This window comes from Marinoscillum sp. MHG1-6, from assembly GCF_024714475.1.
GTDB lineage: Bacteria > Bacteroidota > Bacteroidia > Cytophagales > Cyclobacteriaceae > JAMZMI01.
Genome location: NZ_JAMZMI010000004.1, coordinates 138934 through 159377, shown reverse-complemented (window position 1 = coordinate 159377; position 20444 = coordinate 138934). Strand labels below are relative to the sequence as shown.

Annotated in this window: 20 protein-coding genes and 1 tRNA gene; 11 read left to right on the top strand and 10 right to left on the bottom strand. The window is 40.9% G+C overall.

Going from position 1 to position 20444, the window contains the following annotated elements; all coding sequences use genetic code 11:
* Positions 1 to 57: 57 nt before the first annotated feature.
* Genes NXR94_RS10820 through NXR94_RS10805 form a run of 4 tightly spaced genes read right to left on the bottom strand, consistent with a single transcriptional unit; the run spans position 58 to position 3868 of the window.
* Positions 58 to 897, bottom strand: a complete 840-nt coding sequence (locus tag NXR94_RS10820) for a PP2C family protein-serine/threonine phosphatase (protein WP_258104645.1) — start codon at positions 895 to 897, stop codon at positions 58 to 60.
* 9 nt (positions 898 to 906) lie between these two features.
* On the bottom strand, positions 907 to 1374 hold the full coding sequence (locus NXR94_RS10815; RefSeq protein ID WP_258104644.1) for a chemotaxis protein CheX: 468 nt from the start codon (positions 1372 to 1374) through the stop codon (positions 907 to 909).
* Position 1375: 1 nt separating this feature from the next.
* Positions 1376 to 1738: a response regulator gene (locus NXR94_RS10810; RefSeq protein ID WP_258104643.1), complete on the bottom strand. Its 363-nt coding sequence runs from the start codon at positions 1736 to 1738 to the stop codon at positions 1376 to 1378.
* A gap of 6 nt (positions 1739 to 1744) precedes the next feature.
* Positions 1745 to 3868: a type IV pili methyl-accepting chemotaxis transducer N-terminal domain-containing protein gene (locus tag NXR94_RS10805; protein WP_258104642.1), complete on the bottom strand. Its 2124-nt coding sequence runs from the start codon at positions 3866 to 3868 to the stop codon at positions 1745 to 1747.
* 321 nt (positions 3869 to 4189) lie between these two features.
* On the opposite strand from NXR94_RS10805, the gene NXR94_RS10800 reads away from it, so the two are divergent.
* Together NXR94_RS10800 and NXR94_RS10795 are read left to right on the top strand one after the other, a co-directional pair.
* The gene (locus tag NXR94_RS10800) at positions 4190 to 4522 is read left to right on the top strand and encodes a hypothetical protein (protein WP_258104641.1); all 333 of its coding nucleotides are present in this window, start codon (positions 4190 to 4192) and stop codon (positions 4520 to 4522) included.
* Between the two features lie 46 nt (positions 4523 to 4568).
* Complete coding sequence (locus NXR94_RS10795) at positions 4569 to 5357, top strand: LexA family transcriptional regulator (protein ID WP_258104640.1); 789 nt, start codon at positions 4569 to 4571, stop codon at positions 5355 to 5357.
* On the opposite strand, the gene NXR94_RS10790 is transcribed toward NXR94_RS10795, so the two are convergent.
* Positions 5358 to 6341: a Gfo/Idh/MocA family protein gene (locus tag NXR94_RS10790; protein WP_258104639.1), complete on the bottom strand. Its 984-nt coding sequence runs from the start codon at positions 6339 to 6341 to the stop codon at positions 5358 to 5360. It abuts the gene before it with no gap.
* Positions 6342 to 6447: 106 nt separating this feature from the next.
* On the opposite strand from NXR94_RS10790, the gene NXR94_RS10785 reads away from it, so the two are divergent.
* From NXR94_RS10785 to rplT, 6 genes are all read left to right on the top strand, one after another.
* Positions 6448 to 8931: a DUF5686 and carboxypeptidase-like regulatory domain-containing protein gene (locus tag NXR94_RS10785; protein WP_258104638.1), complete on the top strand. Its 2484-nt coding sequence runs from the start codon at positions 6448 to 6450 to the stop codon at positions 8929 to 8931.
* Positions 8931 to 9995, top strand: a complete 1065-nt coding sequence (locus NXR94_RS10780; protein WP_258104637.1) for a lipopolysaccharide assembly protein LapB — start codon at positions 8931 to 8933, stop codon at positions 9993 to 9995. Before NXR94_RS10785 ends, NXR94_RS10780 begins: the two co-directional genes overlap by 1 nt.
* Complete coding sequence (gene thrS, locus NXR94_RS10775; protein WP_258104636.1) at positions 9992 to 11935, top strand: threonine--tRNA ligase; 1944 nt, start codon at positions 9992 to 9994, stop codon at positions 11933 to 11935. The genes NXR94_RS10780 and thrS overlap by 4 nt, the downstream gene beginning before the upstream one ends.
* 82 nt (positions 11936 to 12017) lie before the next feature.
* Entirely contained in the window at positions 12018 to 12575 is a 558-nt protein-coding gene (infC, locus tag NXR94_RS10770; protein WP_258104931.1) for a translation initiation factor IF-3, read from the top strand.
* Positions 12576 to 12586: 11 nt separating this feature from the next.
* Positions 12587 to 12781, top strand: coding sequence for a 50S ribosomal protein L35 (rpmI, locus tag NXR94_RS10765; protein ID WP_258104635.1), 195 nt, complete (start codon positions 12587 to 12589; stop codon positions 12779 to 12781).
* Positions 12782 to 12860: 79 nt separating this feature from the next.
* The gene (rplT, locus tag NXR94_RS10760; RefSeq protein ID WP_258104634.1) at positions 12861 to 13205 is read left to right on the top strand and encodes a 50S ribosomal protein L20; all 345 of its coding nucleotides are present in this window, start codon (positions 12861 to 12863) and stop codon (positions 13203 to 13205) included.
* A gap of 79 nt (positions 13206 to 13284) precedes the next feature.
* On the opposite strand, the gene NXR94_RS10755 is transcribed toward rplT, so the two are convergent.
* The 3 genes from NXR94_RS10755 to NXR94_RS10745 all read right to left on the bottom strand — a co-directional run bounded on the left by NXR94_RS10755 (position 13285) and on the right by NXR94_RS10745 (position 15987).
* A complete protein-coding gene (locus tag NXR94_RS10755) occupies positions 13285 to 14031 on the bottom strand; it encodes a ceramidase (protein ID WP_258104633.1) in 747 nt (248 codons plus the stop codon).
* Positions 14032 to 14063: 32 nt separating this feature from the next.
* Positions 14064 to 15026, bottom strand: a complete 963-nt coding sequence (locus tag NXR94_RS10750; RefSeq protein WP_258104632.1) for a DUF4157 domain-containing protein — start codon at positions 15024 to 15026, stop codon at positions 14064 to 14066.
* Between the two features lie 887 nt (positions 15027 to 15913).
* Positions 15914 to 15987, bottom strand: a tRNA-Asp gene (locus NXR94_RS10745).
* A gap of 141 nt (positions 15988 to 16128) precedes the next feature.
* Between NXR94_RS10745 and NXR94_RS10740 the strand changes: the two genes are divergently transcribed.
* Genes NXR94_RS10740 through NXR94_RS10730 form a run of 3 tightly spaced genes read left to right on the top strand, consistent with a single transcriptional unit; the run spans position 16129 to position 18392 of the window.
* Positions 16129 to 17073 carry an acetyl-CoA carboxylase carboxyltransferase subunit alpha gene (locus NXR94_RS10740; protein ID WP_258104631.1) on the top strand — a complete coding sequence of 315 codons (945 nt, stop codon included), beginning with the start codon at positions 16129 to 16131 and terminating at the stop codon, positions 17071 to 17073.
* 6 nt (positions 17074 to 17079) lie between these two features.
* Entirely contained in the window at positions 17080 to 17853 is a 774-nt protein-coding gene (locus NXR94_RS10735) for a patatin-like phospholipase family protein (protein WP_308706269.1), read from the top strand.
* Positions 17850 to 18392 (top strand): 1-acyl-sn-glycerol-3-phosphate acyltransferase, encoded by a 543-nt coding sequence (locus tag NXR94_RS10730; protein WP_258104630.1) that lies wholly within the window; start codon positions 17850 to 17852, stop codon positions 18390 to 18392. Before NXR94_RS10735 ends, NXR94_RS10730 begins: the two co-directional genes overlap by 4 nt.
* Before the next feature lie 53 nt (positions 18393 to 18445).
* Here the strand turns inward: NXR94_RS10730 and NXR94_RS10725 are convergent, their stop codons facing one another.
* Together NXR94_RS10725 and NXR94_RS10720 are read right to left on the bottom strand one after the other, a co-directional pair.
* Positions 18446 to 19222 carry a zinc ribbon domain-containing protein gene (locus NXR94_RS10725; protein ID WP_258104629.1) on the bottom strand — a complete coding sequence of 259 codons (777 nt, stop codon included), beginning with the start codon at positions 19220 to 19222 and terminating at the stop codon, positions 18446 to 18448.
* Positions 19223 to 19228: 6 nt separating this feature from the next.
* On the bottom strand, positions 19229 to 20323 hold the full coding sequence (locus tag NXR94_RS10720; protein ID WP_258104628.1) for a Nif3-like dinuclear metal center hexameric protein: 1095 nt from the start codon (positions 20321 to 20323) through the stop codon (positions 19229 to 19231).
* Between the last annotated feature and the right edge of the window lie 121 nt (positions 20324 to 20444).

Here is a 20444-nt window from a genome sequence, read left to right as displayed (position 1 = left end):
AAATAATGTTCTGCTGACCTGTTTTGATAAAGGTCAGCAGATTGATCAGTTTCAGAATCACCTGAGTGATAATCCAATTATCAGAAGGTCATCAAGTGGCTCGTTGCTTCCGGCCCAATGGCTAAGTGCATTTTCCACGTATTTTTTTTCCTCTGATAATTCATACTTTAACCCATCCTTAAGTATTTCGGATAGTTTGTTAAAGCCAAGCTTTTTACCTTTTGGCCCACCGAAAAGATCAGTCACCCCATCGCTGAAGAGGTAATAGCGTTGCCAGATGTTACGCTTTGTAATTTCGATTACATGTGACTGGTAAGAACGTTCTACTTCGAAGTATTGACCTACTTGCTTACGTTCTCCTTTTATTCTTTCAAAGTTTCTTTCTGATGAGACAACAAGGTCCATTCCGGCACCCGAAAATGTCATTTTATGTTGCTTCCTGTCAAAAACCAGGACGCCGATATCGGCGCCGGTACCGACATGTTTAGCATCTTGATTTTTAAATTCTTCTTTGACCTGTTGATGAATTCCATTTAAAATTTCATCAGGTTTAGAAATGTTTCTATTGACTACAATTTCATGGATGATTCGGATGTAAAACCTTGTCATCATGGCCGCAAATCGACCGTGACCCATACAGTCAAATACTATTAGAAAGGAGCAATCTCCTTTTGTTCCCTGCCAAAACCCATCTCCTCCAACACCATTTACAGGTTGATTTAGCACATAGGCATTTCCAAATGCTCTATCCAGATCCTCCTCCGATGGGAAGGTGGAAAAGTAATTATCCAATGAGTGATCGGAAATCTCCCGTTGCGATGATTTTTTGTTTTCGTTTTTACTAATAGAAAGTGAGGGCAGATTATGTGTTTTAAAATTCTTCGCTCTCGCTGACATTTTTGTGTTTTATTTTATTCCTACCACCATAAATGCTTCGTGTCCATTCCAGCTCATTGGAATGACGTAAATGGGAACATCATCCGGAAACTTTAAACGATCCGGTGTGCCTTTGAAAACGACCGGAATGGAGATCATAAACTCGTGTCCATACGTTTCTCTAACATTTCCGGCTACCACATTTGACACTTCCCCAGCCATATCCAGCATGTCATTTGCAGTTGGGGAGTTGAGCCCAACATATTGTTTGATCAGGTCTTCAAACATGCCCATATCTCCTGAAATATAGATCAGTCCTTTTTTGTTTCCGGAGATACCAATCATTCCGGTACATTCCTTCATGATCAGGTCTTCTGGTTCTTTGACGAAAGGGGCATAGGTTTTAATTGGCTTTTTAGTCAACTTCAAAAAGTAATTACTTAATGAGTTGATAAATACATTGACTGTTTTTTCGAATGCTAGTTGTTGTACGTCCATTTTAGTTTCTGTTTAATAATGAGTCAAACCCTTCTTTCAAATCTTCTGGCGTAACAGGCTTGTACAAATATTCTCTTGCGCCTTTTTTCAAAGCTTCCAGTCCGGTGTATTTATCTGATAATGCTGTTATGATCATGACTTTTGTTTGAGGGGCCACCGCCATAATTTCCTCTAAGCACTGGATACCGTCCATCTTTGGCATCGTAATGTCCAAAGTTACTACGTCGGGTTTTTTATCAATTACCATTTGTAAAGCTTCCTCTCCATTGGAAGCTTTTCCAACGATTTGCAAGTCATAGTTCTGCAAATGATTTTCTATTGTGGTCCTCATCATAGAGGAATCGTCTACTATTAAGAGTTTCATTACTTTTTATGCAGTTTTACTAAGTGTTTCTAATACATTTTCAACTGGGAGCACAATTTGCATTTTAAAGCTTTGACCTTTTTTGAATCCAAGCTTGAAGGACCCATTGTGTTTGTTGACAATTGACTTGATCAGTCCCATGCCCTGACCTCTTCCTGAATATTGGTCCGCATTGCCGGTAGTTGAAAAATCGTTTCGGAAGATGATGTTGGTGATATCCTGGGTAGTCAACTTAGATATTTCATCCTTGTCGATCAGTTTGTTTTTAATCGCATTGGAGATAATCTTTTTAATATTTAGTCCCTGCCCATCATCGTGGTAGTTGAAGATGACACCATCTTCATTTTGACCTAGTACCATTTTGATGGTGGCTGTTTCTGGTTTGCCCATTTCTTTTCTTAGCTCCGGAGATTCTATCCCATGAGCCAGGGAGTTCCTCATTAATTGTACCGCAATGTCTTTGAAACTTAAGAGGTGTTCTTCAGGAAGATTTACGCCATTGTTTTTAAAGTCGAGTTTAACTTTTTTCTGCTTTTCAGCACTCATTTTTTCCAACCCTGTTTCCAGTGTAAGCTTGAACTGCTCAACAGGGTTTTCAGAATTGATAAACCCTTGATTTACCTGCTCATAGACATTCGCAATTTTACTTTGCATGTCTTTCATGTTGTTCAGTATACCAATGATTTCAGAGACCTGATACACGATCTTCAGGAAGTCCTTTCCTTCAATAGTTGCCTGACGTTTTAGGTCCGTGATTGAATCCTCCACAAGATGCAAACGTTTGGCAATGATATCCATGTTAATAAGCGTCGCATTCCCTTTGACAGCATGGATAGTATTGAAGGTGAAATCAATTAGTTCTTCGAAGTTGTCACTCTTTCTGATTTCATATTCTTTTGAGATCCTCGATAAGGAAAAGGTTGCTCGATCAAGGAAGTTTTTCAGTTCGGTAGGGTCCACCTTAAGGATCGCCAGGAGCTGAGTAGATTCTTCTTTGTTTTTCTCTTCAGCTTCCTCGATTTGCTTTCTCATGAGAGTGGTTTCCGTTTCATCAAGAACGGTCACCAGGATTCGATGGATTTCCCCTTCATTCATAATGCGCGCAAAAGATATTCGGATATATCTTGGATCCATGCTATCTGCGGTCCCTTTTTCAGGAAATATCTCAACCTGCTCAACCGGGTTTAGCCTGTTTACCACTGTTTCCCTAATGTCTTTATTGAATAAATGCTCCACAAACATTTCCAATGCAGCCAGATCTCTTTTGACCAGTCTAGGTCTCATGAGCTTGAGGAAGTTGGTGTTGGATAGATCTTCCGTGCTGAAAATACGGTCAGTTTCTTTTGAATAGAAATCACTGATCATCAGGTTTTGATCCAAAAGGAAAACCCCTTGTTTTACATTTTCGAAGATGGAGGATGCCTGGTTATTTAGGTATTCTTCTTTTGCTAGTGATTGCTTTAGAGAATCACCCTGAGAGATTAGCTCTCGGGTATATTCCTGTATCTTTTTCATGGCCGGACGGAAAATGAATATACCCTCCATTAAGAGAAGAAATATCGCGACTCCAAAAAGGATGTATTCCGTTACGGACAGTGATTCAATACGACCGGTAGATTCAGCATCATATTCAAAGGTGATGTCGTTCATCAGTTTTAGGAATGTACCTTCATTCGCCAGAATATCTGAAAGAGATGCATTAAAAACGTCTGTTCTTGTGTCGGAAAAGGTTTCAGTACTTAATACGGTTTCCACCGCAGCTTTCATTATCTGATAATGAGGCTCGATTTCTTCAAATAAGCTGAGAATAGTAGGAGAGTTGTTGACTTCCTCCATTTTCATTTCGGCACTACCGTACTGAAGAGCGTGGTGAGACGAAGTCCAAAGGTCATACGCCTTCTGAAGTTCGGTTTTTCTCTTATTAAACTCCTCATCAGTGGTGGCGGCCTGCATGGCCAATGATGCTTTGGTTAGCTTTTGTGAAAGCATCCTTTGTCGTCCGGAGATGTTGATGGTTCGGGAATCGGAGCTACCAGTGCTGATTGAGTTCTGCACTAGGAACTGGCTCAACCCGATGACGAGAGCGATGATTGCCAGGGCAACCAAGTAGGTTCTGGTTAAGTTTTTCATGGCCTGGTTGTGGTTAAGTTAAAATTTTGACCTGAGTAATAATACGTAATATTATACGTAATAATACTTAGCCACAAATAACAGGTTTATGATTTTATCAATCGATTGTGCAAGACGGTGAAATATATTTTTTTGGTGGAAAAGAGGTCTAAATATTGCCATATACATTAAATGTGGTGCGTTATGGTTTCGGTTTATAGCAAATTTTCAACGCAAATTTTTCTGCTCCTAAAAATCCTCTTTTAGTATTAATAACTAATAAAATTAGTATTCAATTGTTTTTGCTAATAAAATTACTATTTTTACTAAAATGATTAGATAATGGAAATTATGGATGCTAATGATTTTAGAGTAGAGGATTTAAGCTCTTCAGAAGCTGACGTGACTTTTGATAACTATTATAAACTGAAGCTCACTTCAAAGAAGCTAAGATCTGGTAAATGTCAGGTGAAGTTCTTCGCTACTATACGTGAACGTAGAGACATGTATGGGTATGTGTTGGTGGATGCGCAGCGTACTTTGAAAGAAGTTGTGTCAAGTATCAGAGATCGCCTGCACACTATTCATCAGACGAGGGATTTCCATAACCTTCATTTATACTCCATTGGGAAGACAGGGAAGGATGATTTGAATTTCATCATTTTTGACTCTTAAGAGTGATCTAATTTCTATTTTTGAATCAGATGAAAATGGCCCACATATGGCAAGCATAGCAGAAAATATTAAATACCTAAGAAAGCAGGCTGGATATACCCAGGAGCAATTTGCTAATGAAGTAGGAATCAAGCGCTCTCTGGTCGGGGCCTATGAGGAAGGAAGAGCGGAGCCTCGATTGCAGACGTTAACGAAAATTGCGGAAGTGCTTAGTGTGACAACGGATGCTTTGATATCTCAGGATTTAACTACCGGAAAGGCTGTGATGGTTCCCATAAAGGAGAAGGTCAAAATCTTATCTATAACAGTTGACAAGGAGGACAATGAAAATATTGAGCTTATTCCTCAAAAGGCTTCCGCCGGATATTTAAATGGCTACGGTGATCCTGAATACCTGGCTGAATTGCCAAGGTTTAAGCTTCCCGTTTTACCGGAAGGAGGCACTTACAGGGCTTTTGAGATATCAGGTGATTCTATGTTACCCATGGCATCAGGCTCTATAGTCATTGGTAAATACCTGGAATCTCTTAACGATATAAAAAATGGTAAAACCTATGTGCTGCTGACAGAAAAGGAAGGAGTGGTGTACAAAAGGGTCTTTAATTATATCGAGGAAAGAGGGAAGTTGTACCTGGTTTCTGATAATAAGTCTTATTCTGCTTATGAAGTGGGAGCGGAAGATGTGATGGAGATATGGGAAGCTAAAGCTTATATAAGTATTGAGTTCCCTGACCCTGAAGCGGCATCCGAGTTGTCGATTGAAAAAATTGCAGGGATGGTAGCAGATCTACAGAGCCAGGTAAAAGAGCTAAAAGCCGAAAAGGGAGAGGAGTAGTCAGGAAGCGTCATCTATCATTTTCATTGAGATCAACGCTTCTTCTATTCTGCACGGGTTTGGTCCTTCGCCTCGAAAGAACTTCACTACATCTTCAATATGGTTATATTGGATGTTTTCAGGATTAATGAATGACAAATTTTGCTGAGAACCTTCTGAATTGATCTTAAGGGGATTGTTTGGGAAGAAGGAGAATTTAAGGGTTCCTTTATCACCAATAATCTGACAGTTATCTTCCCTCGCATCACTTGGGACATTGAAAGCCCAAATCCCATTTAGCGCGATTCCTTTTTCAAATTCGGCATTTACAATGGTAAAGTCAGGAGCGTCATATGCTTTGTGCTGATTTAGGGAATACCCTGAATGGTTCACGGGTTCTCCGAAAATCCAATACATAATATCCAGCATGTGTGGGGCCAGGTCATGAAATAAGCCACCTCCAGAGATAGCCGGATTAACCCGCCAGTTGTCAGATGTCTGAACGATGCTATTGTGAGCCGGAGGTAGTAGTAGTCTTATAGATATTAAGGAGACCTTGCCAATTGCACCACCATGTATAAGTTCTTTTACCTTTCTGAATAGTGGAAGTCCTCTCCTGTAATAAGCTCCAGTGGCTTTAACACCTTTTTCATGTGCCTGCCTTAAAATGCGTTCTGTGCTTTCTGATGTGATACTCAAAGGCTTTTCGATATAGACCGGCTTGCCTGCATTGATTGCATCAATGGCATAGGTTTCATGCGTGGCCGGAGGGGTGGCTATGTAAATAGCATTTACTTCAGGGTCGTTGATAAGGTCTTGAGCGTTTGTGTAATATTTTGGAACCCCGTGTCTTTTCGCATAATCAGCGGCTAAGGCTTTATCACGTCTCATGACAGCTATCAAACTGGAATTAGCTAGTTTCTGGAACGCAGGACCACTTTTGACTTCACATACATCACCGCATCCGATGATTCCCCATTTAACAGTTACCTTAAAATCACTCATAGTTCAAATGTAATGATGAATTGCGGTTGGGACTCTCAATAAATTAATTTCTGCAATTGTTCATTATTCTATTGTTTTGCTACTTCAAAAACATCATAGGGGCTTCTTGAGAAAACTGATAATTGTTTGTGCGCTTTTGCTTTCGTTTGGTAGTACTGCGCAATCTACAGTCGTTTCCGGAAAGGTTGTGGAGGCAGCTACCGGGACCCCTATACCTTTTGCTAATGTGATCTTCGTTGGCACGCAACAAGGTACAATCACCGATTTTGATGGTAATTATGAAGTTTCAACTGCAAGTGAGGTGGATTCGGTTGAAGTTCGTTACGTAGGTTTCATTCGCAAAGCCAAACCGGTTTTATCAGGCAAAACGCAAATCATCAACTTTCAAATGGATGAGGACCTGGTGACACTGGGAGAGGTTGTGGTGCTTTCTGGGGAAAACCCGGCATTTGAGATTCTTAGGCGAGTAAATGCAAATAAGGAGCGAAATGACAAAAGATCGCTTGATGCCTACCAGTATGAAAGCTATACTAAAATCGAGGTTGACGTGGATAACGTCTCCAAGACACTGACCAATCGAAAATTTGTGGCTAAAATCCAGAATGTAATGGATAGTATCGAGGTGATTGCAGGTGAGGATGGCAGACCAGTACTCCCGGTATTCTTGTCAGAAGCGATCTCTACTTACTATTATAGAAAAGAACCAACACTTACTCATGAGCAAGTGCATAAGACGAAGGTGAGTGGGGTAGGTATTACTGATGGAACAACGTCATCTCAGATTATCGGGTCTACTTTTCAGCAATATAATTTTTATAGAAACTGGATGACGATCATATCAAAGGAGTTTGTCTCCCCAATTGCTGATGGTGGCCGTTTGTATTACGAATATGATCTGTCTGATAGTCTTTATGTGGGAGGTGAGTATTGTTATAAAATTGATTACTCTCCAAAAAGGCCCCAAGACCTTGCGTTTGTAGGGACCATGTGGATTACCAAAGAGGATTATGCCCTTAAAAGGATTGATGCAACAGTACCCAAAAGTGCCAATTTGAATTTCATTCAAAAACTGAAAATCCAACAGGATTTGGTAAGGACCAATGAGGGACCCTGGCTACCCGAAAAAACCAGGGTGGTGGTAGACGTTATTCAAATGACCAAACTTACTGCAGGTTTCATTGCGAAATTTTATATTTCCACAAAGGATTATGTAATTAACCAACCGCTGGAAAAATCCCATTATATGAATCCTATATCAATGGATGAGGATATTACAGAATCTAATGAAGAGTACTGGGCTGAAGCAAGACATGATTCACTGACAAGCACTGAGGTAAATGTGTTCAAGATGATTGATACTTTGAAGCAGATTCCTCTCGTAAAGTATGGGATGGGTGCGGGCAAGTTTTTATTCAACGGCTACCACCGTATGGGAATGATTGATATAGGCCCATACTCTACATTCTATGGGAGCAATGATATTGAGGGGACCCGTATTGGCATGGGGGCACGTTCGACTATTGCATTTAGTAACAAATGGGTGCTTGGTGGCTATGCAGGCTACGGGTTTGGGGATGGTCGTTGGAAATATAAAGCCAGTCTTGAAAGGATTCTGAGTCGCGAGCCCTGGTCAACTTTAAAACTGGAACATCAGAAAGAAGTTGAGCAGGTTTGGTTGCTCAATCAGAACCTTGACCCTAATGGTCTTTTTTTTAGTTTGAGCAGGTTTGGGACATTGACTCAGCCATTCAGAATGACCAAAACAAGGCTAAGCTACAATCAACAATGGGGGACAGGGTTTAATACCAGAATAGATTTTAAGCACCAAGAGAATAATCCATTGTTTGATTTTCAATATCGAACCAACGAACCTACTACCGGGCTCGCCTCTGCTTACAGTATCAATGAGGCCTCTATCTATGCACGGTATGCAAAAGATGAGCTATTTGTCATTGATGATAACCAAAGGCAAAGTTTGGGAACAAGGTACTGGCCAGCGTTCAATTTCAAATATACTGCCGGTTTTAAAGGTGACTTAGGTGGTGATTTCAATTACCATAAGTTTCAGTTTGGGTTGGATAGACGTCAGAAAATGGCTTTTTTGGGTATTGGTAAGATGTCACTCTCTGCAGGTTATATTTTAGGAAAAATTCCCTATACCTTACTATACAATCCAATAGGGAATGAAACGCCCGTTTACGTGGACTTTTCTTATAACCTTATGGACTATTTTGAGTTCTCCATGGATAAATGGGTGGAGTTCCGTTATAGACATTCATTTGAAGGACTCTTTCTAAATGGAATTCCCTTGTTGAAAAAACTTAAACTTCGTGAGATTGCTAGTGTAGACATACTTTATGGGCGAATGAGTAATGAAAAGGCCAATATGACCATCAACCCTCTCAACGAACTTGGAGAGGAGATTCCTTTGTTCTCTCGACTTGACACCAGGCCCTATATTGAGTTAGGGTATGGGGTGGAAAATATTGCCAGGCTATTAACCGTACAGGCTTTTCACCGAATTACCTACCGGGATTATCCGGGGGTGAATAAATTTGGGCTCAAGTTTCTAATCGAAATCAATCTGTAGTGCAGAGAATTATCATTTTATTTTTAGGTGTGACCATCTTATGGTCTTGCGGCCAAAGCAATGATCAAAGGATAGAGATGCCGACAGTCAATACAGATTTTTATCAAAGAGCACTGGCTGAACTCAAATCGGTCTATGATGAAAAACCCTCTGATAAGACGTTGAGGCAGATTCTTTTTTATTGTGAGAAACTTGATTGGCCGGAATCCTCCATAACTTATCTGGATGTGTACCTAGAAAAGTATGGATTGAATAAGCAGAGTGTGGCCATGTTCCTTCAATACTATCTCAGCAACGAAAAACATTCAGATCTTGTAAGTCTTCTGGACCGGTGGGAGTTTTATCATGGCCTGGATGAGGAATTAGCACAATACCGGATCAAATCATCCATTAAGGGAGTGGATAAGCTGAGTGCCATTGGTTTGATCCGGGAGTATGTTGATCAATTCAAGTCGAAAGATAGCTATGAATTTGCCGCCATGCAGTCCATTGAAATCAAAGACAGTGTTGGCCAAATGCGCTATTTTCAGCAGTTGGTGAACCTTGATCCGGGTAATAGATTGGCGGAAAGGCTTTACGTTCCTCAACTGATTCAGCAAGGGTATTTTAACAAGGCATACGAAATTCTGACAGCCGGGGACGAGCAGCCTGAAGGATTTGAAAGGACATTATTACTGGCCAGGGCACTACATGGGATGGATAGTGTAGAGCAGGCCATTGATCTGATAAAACCCTACGATCAGTCTGAATCATTGGTTCAATTGGCAGATTGGTACAGGGAAATTGGTAGATATGATTCAGCAATTAATTGCGTGAATGCTATTCTGTTAGAAGATTCATCACGAAATGTGGTATTTCTTAAAGCGGACATTCAGGAAGAGAGAGGGTGGCTGAGCTCCTCTTATGCGTTATTTAATACATTGGTCTCCCGGGATACCACAGATTCAATTGCTTCGCAACGAGCTCAGATTGTTGCTCGAAAAATTGCATATTTGCGGCGTTTAAGAGAGGAACAGGAACGAATGCCTATTCCGGAATTACAACCAAAGAAATTAGTCGAATGAGTGAGATTAAGATCACTTTGCCTGATGGCAGTGTGAGAAACTACCCCAAGGGGGTGACTGCGTTGGAAATTGCTTCCAGCATTAGTGAGGGATTGGCCAGAAATGTACTGGCAGCTAAGGTCAACGGAACGGTAGTCGATTCCTTTAGACCGATTGAATCTGACGCTGAGGTCACACTTCTGACATGGAATGATAAGGAGGGGAAGTCCACCATGTGGCACTCATCGGCTCACTTGCTTGCCGAAGCGTTGGAAGCACTCTATCCGGGTGTAAAGTTCGGTATCGGTCCGGCCATTGATAATGGTTTTTACTATGACGTTGACTTTGGTGATCAGGAGTTTGATGCTGAGAACCTTAAGGCTCTTGAAGATAAAATGCTGGAGCTTGCACGTCAAAAGAACCAATATGAAAGAGCATCAATCAGTAAAGCTGATGCCATAAAATACTATCAGGAAAAGGGGGACGAATACAAATTAGAGCTGATAGATGACCTGGAAGATGGTACCATAACCTTTTATACCCAGGGAAACTTTACCGATTTATGTAGGGGGCCACACATTCCAAATACAGGATTTATCAAGGCAGCCAAAATCTTAAATGTTGCCGGTGCCTATTGGAGAGGAGATGAAAAAAGAAAGCAGTTGACCAGGCTTTATGGTATTTCATTCCCCAAGCAGAAGGAACTTACAGAGTACCTTGAAATGCTTGAGGAAGCTAAGAAGAGAGATCACAGGAAGATTGGAAAGGAACTGGAGTTATTTACTTTCTCAGAAAAAGTAGGGAAAGGGCTTCCCTTATGGCTGCCGAAAGGGGCTGTGTTGAGGGAGCGTCTGGAAAATTTCCTTAAGAAGGCACAGGTAAAAGCGGGCTACGATCAGGTTGTTTCTCCGCACATTGGAGGGAAGGAACTCTATGTGACTTCGGGTCACTATGCGAAGTATGGAGCCGATTCTTTTCAGCCAATCCGCACTCCTGCTGAGGATGAGGAGTTTTTATTGAAACCAATGAATTGCCCGCATCATTGTGAGATGTACAAGGCCAGACCGAGATCTTACAAGGAGCTACCGGTACGCTTTGCGGAATTTGGAACAGTTTATAGATATGAGCAAAGTGGTGAGCTGCACGGCCTGACAAGGGTGAGGGGTTTCACTCAGGATGATGCGCATATCTTTTGTAGACCCGACCAGGTAAAAGAAGAGTTTTCCAAAGTTATTGACCTGGTGCTTTATGTGTTTAATGCATTAGGATTCAAAGAGTTTACGGCTCAGATTTCATTAAGGGATCCGGAAAATCCTGATAAATATATCGGGAAAGATGAGGATTGGGATAGAGCAGAAAGAGAGATCGCTGAGGTTGCTGCTGAGAAAGGATTGAATACTGTGGTAGAAACAGGAGAGGCGGCTTTCTATGGTCCCAAATTGGATTTCATGGTAAAAGATGCTCTCGGAAGAAGCTGGCAATTAGGCACGATCCAGGTAGATTATAACCTGCCTCAACGCTTTGAGCTGGATTATATGGGCGCGGATAACCAAAAGCATAGACCTGTGATGATCCACCGTGCGCCATTCGGTTCAATGGAGCGCTTTGTTGCGATCCTGATTGAAAGTACTGCAGGGAGGTTCCCATTGTGGTTAGCGCCGGAGCAGATTGCGATCCTTCCGATCTCTGAGAAGTACCACGATTATGCCAAAGAGCTGTATACTACGCTTCAGGAAAATGACATCCGAGGTATTTTGGATGAACGTGATGAAAAGATCGGAAAAAAAATACGCGATGCTGAAGTAAAAAAGATACCTTACATGCTCATTGTTGGCGACAAGGAAGCTCAGGACAAAACGGTTTCAGTTCGGCAGCAAGGACACGGTGATCAAGGCACCATGAATGTGAAGGAATTCATCGAATTCTTTAAAAATCAGATAGAAACGCAAATAAATAATTAAGAAACTGCATTTTATATATGCAAAAAATTATGCGATATTTGCGTTCGTTTTAAAAAATGGTAGAACAAAACCTTAATTAACTATTAGCAGACCATTTAGAAAACCTTATAGGGGGCGTGTAGAAGAGCCTTATAAAGTAAATGAAAGAATTACTGCTCGTGAAGTTCGTGTAGTAGGCGAAAATGTGGATGTGGATGTATATCCAACCAACAAAGCGCTTACTATGGCTAAAGAGCAAGGATTGGACTTAGTGGAGATCTCGCCAAATGCAGATCCTCCTGTTTGTAAGATTATAGATTACTCTAAGTTCAAATACGAGCAAAAGAAGAAACAAAAGGAGATCAAAGCCAAGGCTCAGAAAACGGTGATCAAAGAGATCCGTTTTGGTCCGAATACTGATGATCATGACTTTAACTTCAAGTTAAACCATGCCAGAAAGTTTTTGGAAGAGGGAGCTAAGGTGAAAGCTTACGTTCATTTCGTGGGTAGATCCATTGTTTTTAAAGATAGAGGAGAGATCCTGTTGCTAAAGTTTGCTCAGGCTTTGGAGGAATTGGGTAAAGTTGAATTGCTTCCCAAGCTTGAAGGTAAAAGGATGTCTATCATACTAGCACCGAAATCAACAAGTAAGAAAAAATAAAAATTAGCGAAATGCCGAAATTAAAAACTAATTCCAGTGCCAAGAAGAGATTTAAACTGACGGGTACCGGAAAAATCAAAAGAAAGCACGCTTTTAAGAGTCACATTCTTACTAAGAAGGAGACTAAGCAAAAGCGTAATTTGACGCATGCTACTCTTGTTCATAAGAGTGACATCAACAACGTGAAGTTCATGCTTCACCTTTAATTAGGTTTATTTTTTAACCCGATGATTGGTTTGTGCAAGTTTTGAATTTCAAACGCCAATTGTCAAAAAGTAAGTAGAAATGCCAAGATCAGTAAATCATGTAGCTTCAAGAACACGTCGTAAAAAGGCGATGAAGCAAGCCAAAGGGTACTTTGGTAGAAGAAAAAATGTATGGACGGTTGCTAAAAACGCAATCGAAAAAGGTATGCAGTATGCGTACCGTGATAGAAAAGCTAAGAAAAGAGAATTTAGAGCACTTTGGATACAGCGTATCAACGCCGGTGTGAGAGAATACGACATGTCATATTCTGTATTCATGGGCAAATTGAAAGCTGCGAACATTGACATCAACAGAAAGGTTCTTGCCGATCTAGCGATGAACAATCCGGAAGCTTTTAAAGCGATCGTAGAAAAAGTAAAATAAATTCTTAACGACACTTGTTGATGAAGCCTGCTTCGAATGAAGCAGGCTTTTTTTTGTTTAGGAGGGTACCTATTAATTGTCAAGAATTCGTTCGGGAGGCTTTTCTCTGATCCGCGATGTGAGATGTGATGAATAGATAAATACCCAGAGCTGCCATGATATGCTTTAGTGAATGCCCACTTAGAAATACTAAAGCATGAACCTCAGCATCATAGTATTCGAAAATTTTTGCAATCAGGTAGGCCAGGATCAGTAGCCAATATCCTTTGGTCTCTAGCTGTTTTGATTTATAGAAGATCAACATCACTGGGATAGCAATCATTGGATAATACTGAACCAGCAGGTAAAAACTAAGATCATCAAAGAATGCCCAATACCAAACAGAAAGCATCCCAATGAGCAGCAGTGGAATAAACAGTCGACGACCTATTCTTTGGTTAATGTACTCGCTCACGATTACTGATAATAGCGCCATGAATCCTACGGTCATTGGCAATCTGTCCCAGACCAGTGTAGCGTCATTTGGAGATAGATGATAATAGGGCGATCCGGTAGAAACCAGGGATACCCCAAGGAAAAAAGTCAAATACTGTGTTCTCAAGGATACCATTGGAAAAGACTTTATCATACCTATGATTCCAACCAACAGGAAGGGAAGATTGGATGCCACATTCCAAAAATTAGGAATGCCCAATATTTTCTTTGTATCGCTGAAGTGATGATAGGATTGATCCTGAGGTATAGGGGATAGGATCATCAATCCTGCTAGAGCCAGAATAAATGTAACAATTAGAATTACTCGACCTACAATTGACCTGTTTTCCAAAAAGTTCTTTTACGTTTTCTAAAATGAGTCAGTTAAATAAGATTAGATAAACGTTGAGAACGTTCACCACACAGTTCATCCCAAGCATTGTAAGCCAAAGCAGTATGGGAAACTGCAGGATTGCCAAAGTTAAAGACGCCCAGGTTCTTTTCATTAGCGTCAAAAAACTCTCCTTTGGTATTTGATGTGATGATCAGTTTTCCATAAAAATACAGGTCTTTTATTAACTCCCCCTGTGCTTCAGGATTAAACTCAATCCATTCTTCAATGCCCGCTGAAACCTCCTTTGCCCAGTCATAGGCATCATTGATGAAAAGTTGGGCATTGATGGCATCTGAAATATACCTGGAGCCTTTATTTTGATATTGCCACACGTGTACCAATTCATGTGCTAAGCGGTCACGTTCCGCATTGGGGTTGTGGTCTTTCATATAGACCGTATTGCCAATGACTATTTCCCGATCAGAGAAGGAATACAACCCGGCTCGTCTACCTTCCACGATTCTAACGTTGTAGAATGCGATAGAAGCCCCAAATATCCGTCGCATATCCTCAATTTCCTCGTCAGTCAACGCACGTTCTTTAGCCTGAATCCAGGGAATTACCTGCTGTATTGCTCCTAATAAACCCAATACAACTAATACAATCCCACCAAATATTGAATTCCAAATGTTGCTAAGACCAGTTTTAATTAAGTTCCAATTAAGACTTATAATTCCACTTAAGATTCTGATGCCCCCTCCAATTAACCCTCCGAGAACCCCAAAAGCAGCCTTTATGACAATCCCAATAAAGTCAGTAATTGAAGAAACGACTGCCCCCAGCCATTCCATTATATGACTCCAAACAGGAACATTACCGCCTATGGCATCAAGACCATCAGATGTTGCATCACCTATGGTCTCTACTGCATCAGAAACAAATTCACCTACGGCATTTGCTGCTCCTTCTACCGCATCACCCACGGCATTGACTGGGTCGCTGAACCATCCCATAAATTTTTCTTTAAATGATTTATTGATGTGATCCTGCATGGACCTTAAAGGTCGAATATAATGCAATTATATGCGTTTTGCTCGATCGAGCGTTGTTTATCAGCTTACTTATTAGCTGTTGTATAGTAGCCTGGAAAGGTTGAAGGGAAGGTTGGATACCGTATTCCAAAAATTGGGAATGTGCAATATTTTCTTTGTATCGCTGAAATGGTGATGGTATTGATCCTGAGGTATCGGGGATAGGATCATCAAGCTAATTAAGGCCAGCAGAAAAGTGATTATGAGTAATATTAGACCGGTAATTGATTCATTCACGAAGTAGTCGAGTTACTTATCCTACAAATTATTCTGATAACTGGGTCATGTATTAGCTCCAAAACCAGAATAGTGCCTGAAATGATGTTAGTCCCAAGCTTTTCCCGCTTACTTATTTTTTCGTCAGGATCTACATGGTTGACTTGGTCAACTTAAATCGAATACCTTATGAGAAATAGGCATAGGGGGTAGACGTTTCGTACGTGGCTTGAATTTAAAGTCACATCTTTTGGTAATTTCCATACAAAGGATCAAAATCAGGCCAATAATTAAATCTTCCATGGTCATCGTTGTTTGTTCGATGCAAGTGTAAGCAGGACAACCGATATCAAGACGAGTAAATGGACGGATGGCGGTTTTTAATTGATGGATAGGAGTTATAGCTGGAAATACGCAATCTTCTTGGGGGAATATTGTTTGATGCATTATTTGCCCCTTAAGTAAAGAAGCTAATAAAGAATGGCTGATCCTTCAGAGAATGATTCAGTCGATAATTTTTGTGAATTTCGGGTCCCCATTTTATCCCCGAAGGGCAAAAAAAATGCCCTGAGTTTATCTCAAGGCATTTTGTGCGGTATGGACGGGACTCGAACCCGCGACCTCCTGCGTGACAGGCAGGCATTCTAACCAGCTGAACTACCACACCGTTTGTTAATGGTGATGCAAAAGTATACCGACGGTTTTTCAATTCCAACATCTCTTTTCAATTAATTTCATGTTTTTATCCACAATCTAAAATCTTCAAATCCGTTTTCTACATACCTTTGTGCCGAACTAAATTCAACCTATGCACTTAGATTTCGAAAAGCCTATCGTTGAGCTTGAAAACAAGTTGAGTGATATGAAACAATTAGCTCAGCAAAGCGATGTAGACGTTTCAGATGCTGTGAAAAAGTTGGAAGACAAAATCCTTAAGCTGAAGAAAGATACTTTTGAGAACCTGACCAGATGGCAGCGGGTTCAATTGTCGAGACATCCAGACCGTCCTTATTGCCTGGACTATATCTATGAAATTTCTAACGAGTTTATTGAACTACATGGTGATCGCGCTGTAAAAGACGATAAAGCTATGGTAGGAGGACTGGTAGACATAGATGGTCAGTCGGTGATGGTGATTGGTCACCAGAAAGGTAGAAACACTAAACAGCGTCAAATCCGAAATTTCGGAATGGCTAACCCGGATGGTTACAGAAAAGCACTCAGACTTATGAAAATGGCGGAGAAGTTCAATGTTCCCATTGTAACGCTTATAGATACTCCCGGAGCTTATCCTGGTATCGAAGCAGAGGAGCGAGGACAAGGTGAAGCTATTGCCAGAAACCTTAAGGAGATGATGACGCTTAAGGTTCCGGTAGTATGTGTCATTATCGGTGAAGGTGCCTCCGGCGGTGCCCTGGGAATAGGAATCGGAGACCGTGTGTTAATGATGGAAAATTCATGGTATTCAGTGATCTCTCCAGAAAACTGTTCTGCGATCCTATGGAGAACATGGGACTACAAGGAACAAGCGGCTGAAGCACTTAAGTTAACCGCAACTGATATGCTTGGAAACAAGCTTGTTGACGGAGTGATCAGAGAGCCTCTTGGTGGTGCACACCTGGACATGAAAGCTTCTGCAACTGAATTAAAAAAGGCAATCCTTACAAACATTAAGGAACTAAATAAGTTAAAACCAGACGAGCGCATCTCTCAAAGAATTGAGAAATTTGGTTCAATGGGAGCTTATCAATAATATAAAATGAAAATCGGTCTTGTATTGTCTGGTGGGGGCGCTAGGGGTATTTCTCATCTCGGTGTTATTCAGGCATTGCAGGAAGAAGATATCAAGTTCGACATTGTCTCCGGTGTAAGTGCCGGAGCTATTGTCGGGGCTTTCATAGCCGCCAACTACACGCCCAAAGAAACCCTCGAATTTATTGAGAAGACGAGTATGTTTGATGCCTTTCAACTGGCACTAAACAGAAGGAGTTTTCTACGCATCGAAAAGGCAGCAAGGGAGCTTGAGAAGTATTTTCCGGAAGACACCTTTGAAAGTCTTGATCTTCCTTTCCGGGTTACAACAACAGACATTCGTAAAGGGAAAATCAAAGTCTTTAAGAAAGGACAATTGATCAAACCGCTTTTGGCCTCGTGTAGTATACCAGTAGTCTTTGATCCGGTAAAAATCAATTCAAGATACCTCGTAGATGGGGGAATTCTGGATAATTTACCGGTGTCACCTATTAAGAAGCAGGCAGATTTTATTATCGCCTTACATTGTAATCCTATAGATCCGAAGTTTAATTTATCAAACTGGCGTAACTTAATGGAGAGGACGATGATGATGACAGTCACTCAATTGGCCTACGGTCAAAAGAAAAAGTGTGATTTGTTTCTGGAGCCTCCGGGACTGAGTCAATTCAGTGCGTTCTCGTTTAATAAAGCCAGAGAGATTTACGAATTTGGATATGAGTATGCCAAAACAGAAATCGAAAATGGCATATTAGATGCATTGACCCAAAGACAAAGATGAAATACTTCTTTAGGTTTTGCTTTTGGCTCACCGGCTGGAAGATCATAGGACACAAGCCTACCCTAAATAAATATGTCCTCATCGTAGCGCCTCACACAAGCAACTGGGACTTTTTTGTGGGTCTCGCGGCCAGAACCATCGAAGGGATCCATAGCAGGTTTCTGATCAAGGATTCGATCACCAAATTGCCCGTGATAGGCCAATTGATTGAATGGCTAGGCGGGAGAGGAGTGGATCGTTCTAAAAGTACCAGGGTGGTTGATCAAATAGCAGAAATGTATAGTAAGGAACAGGAGTTTGTGATGACCATTACCCCAGAGGGTACTCGATCATACAGCCCTAACTGGAAAACTGGTTTCTACCGACTGGCAGTGATGGTGAATATTCCTATTCAGATGGTGGGGTTCGATTACGGAAAGAAAGAAGTTGTTTTCAGAGAGTTGTTCTACCCAACCGGTGACGCCGATAGGGATATTGAATATATGAAGGCTTATTACCGGACTATTCGGGGAAAACATCCCGAAAAAGGGGTAAAATAAAAAAAAGCTCCAAACTATAGTTCGGAGCTTTCAATATCATAAAGAAGGCAAGGTTATTTCTTAACCGTTCTCTTTGTTCTTCTTTTTGGTTGAACTTCTTCTACGATTTCATCCTCCACATCAGCAAGGATTCTTCCGCAGTGCTCACATACGATGATCTTTTTCTTTTCTCTGATCTCAGCTTGTTTCTGAGGCGGAACGATGTTGAAACATCCTCCACAAGCACCTCTTTTTACTGAAACCACTGCAAGACCATTTCTCATGTTGTTACGAACCTTTTCATATGATTTGAAAAGTCTCTCTTCAACATTCTTAACAGCTTTATCACGATCTTTAAGAAGCTTCTTCTCATCGTCCTCAGACTCCTGAGTGATAACATCCAATTCACCCTTTTTAGAATCAAGGTCCTTACCTCTTTCTGAAAGTGTTTCTTCTGTTTGTCCTATCTCATCTTTCTTAATGTCGATCTTTTCGTATGCCTCTTTGATTCTTTTCTCCAGGATCTGAATCTCAAGTTGCTGAAGTTCTATTTCCTTAGAGATTGCGTCGTACTCTCTATTATTTCGAACATTCATCTGCTGCTCCTCATACTTTTTGATGAGTTTTTCAGCATCCTTGATAGCGCTACGATTGCTGTTGATGGCTTCTTCAAGATCTGCAAGTTCCTGATTTTGCTTTTCAACTCTTGTTTGATATCCGGCAATTTCATCTTCCAAATCCATCACCTCTTCGGGTAGGGCTCCTCTGACTTTGATTAATTCGTCAAGTTCGGAATCGATAGATTGTAATTTTACGAGGCTTTCGAGCTTTTTCGCTACGGTGTTTTCCATGCAGTATTACAAGTATTTGATTGGGTTTGTCACTACCTCTGACAAACGGAGTGCAATATTAGTGAATTTTTTACTCAAAATATCATAAAGCAATTGCTTTGTGAACTGTTCACTTTCATAATGTCCAATATCTGCAATGATGATCCTGCCATCGGCTTCAAAGTAGTCATGGTATTTGAAGTCAGAAGTGATAAAAATATCTGCTCCGGATGACTTGGCCTTACCTAGAAGAAAGCCCCCAGCACCTCCGCAAACGGCCACTTTTCTAATAGTTTCACAATGTATGCCGGTATGTTTGATCGTGCCGGTGTTCATTTTTTGCTTCAATTCTTTCAGGAATTTTTCCGGTTCTACGGGATCAGATAATTCTCCAATTAAACCTGCTCCAACATCCTGATTTTTATTCTCAAGTTGCGTGAGGTAATAGGCAACCTCTTCATAGGGATGGGCTTGTTGTAATTCACTGATTATTTTACCAGTCTTAAACGACTCAAATATCAGTTCGATACGATCTTCATTTACTTGCTCATCTTTGCCCTTTTCTCCAATAAACGCATTGGATTCATCATTGGGGCGAAAGGTCCCGGTTCCATCTGTCCTAAAGCTACAATGATCATAATTTCCAATCTCACCGGCACCTGCCTCATAAAGGGCTGACAATACTTGCTCCGAATGATCTTTGGGAATGAAGGCCACTAACTTGGTCAGCGTTTCAGACTTAGGGCTGAGTATCCTGGTGTTGATGAGCCCGATCATCTCGGCAATTTTTGAATTGACCCCTCCTGAAACGTGGTCAAGGTTGGTGTGAATAGCATAAATGGCAATATCATGCTTAATGGCTTTGATGACACATCTTTCCACCCAATGCGAGCCTGTCAATCTTTTGAGCCCTTTGAAAATCAACGGGTGATGAGCTATGATGACATTACAGTTAGTATCTAAAGCTTCCTGAATAACATCTTCCGTAACATCAAGAGTTAAAAGAGCCCCAGAGACTTCCATAGTAGGACTGCCGGTTAGCAATCCGGCATTGTCGTAGCTTTCCTGATACGAAGTAGGAGCGAAGGACTCCAGGGTTTGAATGATTTCTTTTAGCTTCATAAATCCAATTTGTTCTCAGTGACTAAGCTAGAAATTTTTAACCTTTTTAGCTTTGCTGAAGTTTGCCATCAATTTTATTGATAGGTTCACGTTTGCTTTTCAATAGCATTGACGATTAAAG

Coding starts and splice junctions, on each gene's coding strand:
- NXR94_RS10735 (WP_308706269.1), top strand. CDS start 17,080: ATGAAAATCGGTCTTGTATTGTCTGGTGGGGGCGCTAGGGGTATTTCT.
- NXR94_RS10800 (WP_258104641.1), top strand. CDS start 4,190: ATGGAAATTATGGATGCTAATGATTTTAGAGTAGAGGATTTAAGCTCT.
- thrS (WP_258104636.1), top strand. CDS start 9,992: ATGAGTGAGATTAAGATCACTTTGCCTGATGGCAGTGTGAGAAACTAC.
- NXR94_RS10740 (WP_258104631.1), top strand. CDS start 16,129: ATGCACTTAGATTTCGAAAAGCCTATCGTTGAGCTTGAAAACAAGTTG.
- NXR94_RS10810 (WP_258104643.1), bottom strand. CDS start 1,738: ATGAAACTCTTAATAGTAGACGATTCCTCTATGATGAGGACCACAATA.
- NXR94_RS10790 (WP_258104639.1), bottom strand. CDS start 6,341: ATGAGTGATTTTAAGGTAACTGTTAAATGGGGAATCATCGGATGCGGT.
- NXR94_RS10725 (WP_258104629.1), bottom strand. CDS start 19,222: ATGGAAAACACCGTAGCGAAAAAGCTCGAAAGCCTCGTAAAATTACAA.
- rplT (WP_258104634.1), top strand. CDS start 12,861: ATGCCAAGATCAGTAAATCATGTAGCTTCAAGAACACGTCGTAAAAAG.
- NXR94_RS10730 (WP_258104630.1), top strand. CDS start 17,850: ATGAAATACTTCTTTAGGTTTTGCTTTTGGCTCACCGGCTGGAAGATC.
- NXR94_RS10750 (WP_258104632.1), bottom strand. CDS start 15,026: ATGGGATGGTTCAGCGACCCAGTCAATGCCGTGGGTGATGCGGTAGAA.
- rpmI (WP_258104635.1), top strand. CDS start 12,587: ATGCCGAAATTAAAAACTAATTCCAGTGCCAAGAAGAGATTTAAACTG.
- NXR94_RS10820 (WP_258104645.1), bottom strand. CDS start 897: ATGTCAGCGAGAGCGAAGAATTTTAAAACACATAATCTGCCCTCACTT.
- NXR94_RS10815 (WP_258104644.1), bottom strand. CDS start 1,374: ATGGACGTACAACAACTAGCATTCGAAAAAACAGTCAATGTATTTATC.
- NXR94_RS10795 (WP_258104640.1), top strand. CDS start 4,569: ATGGCAAGCATAGCAGAAAATATTAAATACCTAAGAAAGCAGGCTGGA.
- NXR94_RS10805 (WP_258104642.1), bottom strand. CDS start 3,868: ATGAAAAACTTAACCAGAACCTACTTGGTTGCCCTGGCAATCATCGCT.
- NXR94_RS10720 (WP_258104628.1), bottom strand. CDS start 20,323: ATGAAGCTAAAAGAAATCATTCAAACCCTGGAGTCCTTCGCTCCTACT.